General features: G+C 48.3%; 1 rRNA gene (running past one end of the window). It reads left to right on the top strand.

The annotated features are described in order from the left end of the window. Positions 1 to 328: 328 nt before the first annotated feature. Positions 329 to 1814 (top strand): 23S ribosomal RNA (locus EOPP23_RS21245); its annotated part runs 213 nt beyond the window's last position; the annotation flags it as partial.

The following is a 1814-nucleotide window of genomic DNA, read 5'->3' on the forward strand; positions in this document are numbered from 1 at the left end:
GTTGAGATCAGTTTTCTGAGACTCAACCCATTTTTCAGTTTCGAAAAATGTGTTCTTTAACAATGTGGAATCCAAAATTAAATAAGCTGAGTTTATTTAAGCGGATAATGATAACAATCTTTGATTGCTGTTGATTAATCGTTTAATTAGATTCTTGCTGAGACACTCTCAAGTATATAACTGGCCCCAAGCCGGTTATTGCTAATGTGTATGGCGATTGAACATTCTTCGGAATGGATCAATAAAGATCGTTAAAGGTAGTTATATGATTTCATACTAACACTTTGTCATTTGATAATTTCGGTTATCAGATCGCTTTGGGTTATATGGTCAAGTGACTAAGCGTACACGGTGGATGCCTTGGCAGTCAGAGGCGATGAAGGACGTGGTAATCTGCGATAAGCGTTGGCGAGCCGATAAACAGGCTTTGACCCAACGATTTCCGAATGGGGCAACCCACTCACATAAGTGAGTATTCCTTACCTGAATACATAGGGTTTGGAAGGCGAACCCGGGGAACTGAAACATCTAAGTACCCGGAGGAAAAGAAATCAACCGAGATTCCCCTAGTAGCGGCGAGCGAACGGGGACCAGCCCTTAAGCTGTTTATGTGTTAGTGGAACGCTCTGGAAAGTGCGGCCATAGTGGGTGATAGCCCCGTACACGAAAATGCATTTACAGTGAAATCGAGTAGGACGGAACACGCGAAATTCTGTCTGAACATGGGGGGACCATCCTCCAAGGCTAAATACTCCTGACTGACCGATAGTGAACCAGTACCGTGAGGGAAAGGCGAAAAGAACCCCGTTGAGGGGAGTGAAATAGAACCTGAAACCGTGTACGTACAAGCAGTGGGAGCAGACTTGTTCTGTGACTGCGTACCTTTTGTATAATGGGTCAGCGACTTATTTTCTGTGGCAAGGTTAACCGTATAGGGAAGCCGTAGCGAAAGCGAGTCTTAATAGGGCGTCTGAGTCGCAGTGAATAGACCCGAAACCGGGCGATCTATCCATGAGCAGGTTGAAGATCAGGTAACACTGATTGGAGGACCGAACCCACTGTCGTTGAAAAGCCAGGGGATGACTTGTGGATAGGAGTGAAAGGCTAATCAAGCCCGGAGATAGCTGGTTCTCCTCGAAAGCTATTTAGGTAGCGCCTCTTGTATCACCATTGGGGGTAGAGCACTGTTTGGGCTAGGGGGTCATCCCGACTTACCAACCCCATGCAAACTCCGAATACCAATGAGTGCAATCAAGGGAGACACACGGCGGGTGCTAACGTCCGTCGTGGAAAGGGAAACAACCCAGACCGTCAGCTAAGGTCCCAAAGTAATAGTTAAGTGGGAAACGATGTGAGAAGGCCCAGACAGCCAGGAGGTTGGCTTAGAAGCAGCCACCCTTTAAAGAAAGCGTAATAGCTCACTGGTCGAGTCGGCTCGCGCGGAAGATGTAACGGGGCTCAAACTATTCACCGAAGCTACGGGTTCAACAGTTTACTGTTGAGCGGTAGAGGAGCGTTCTGTAAGCCGTCGAAGGTCCACCGGGAGGTTGGCTGGAGGTATCAGAAGTGCGAATGCTGACATGAGTAACGATAAAGGGAGTGAGATCCTCCCTCGCCNGGCCAGCCCGGTGATGGTTATCCGGGTTTAAAGTCGTAGGCAGTGGAATCAGGCAAATCCGGTTCCACTTATGCCGAGAACTGATGACGAACTGACTAAGGTCAGGAAGTGGTCGATGCCATGCTTCCAGGAAAAACTTCTAAGCATCAGGTCAAGGGGGACCGTACCCCAAACCGACACAGGTGGTCAGGTAGAG

The sequence above is a fragment of the Endozoicomonas sp. OPT23 genome, assembly GCF_009653635.1.
Lineage (GTDB): Bacteria > Pseudomonadota > Gammaproteobacteria > Pseudomonadales > Endozoicomonadaceae > Endozoicomonas_A.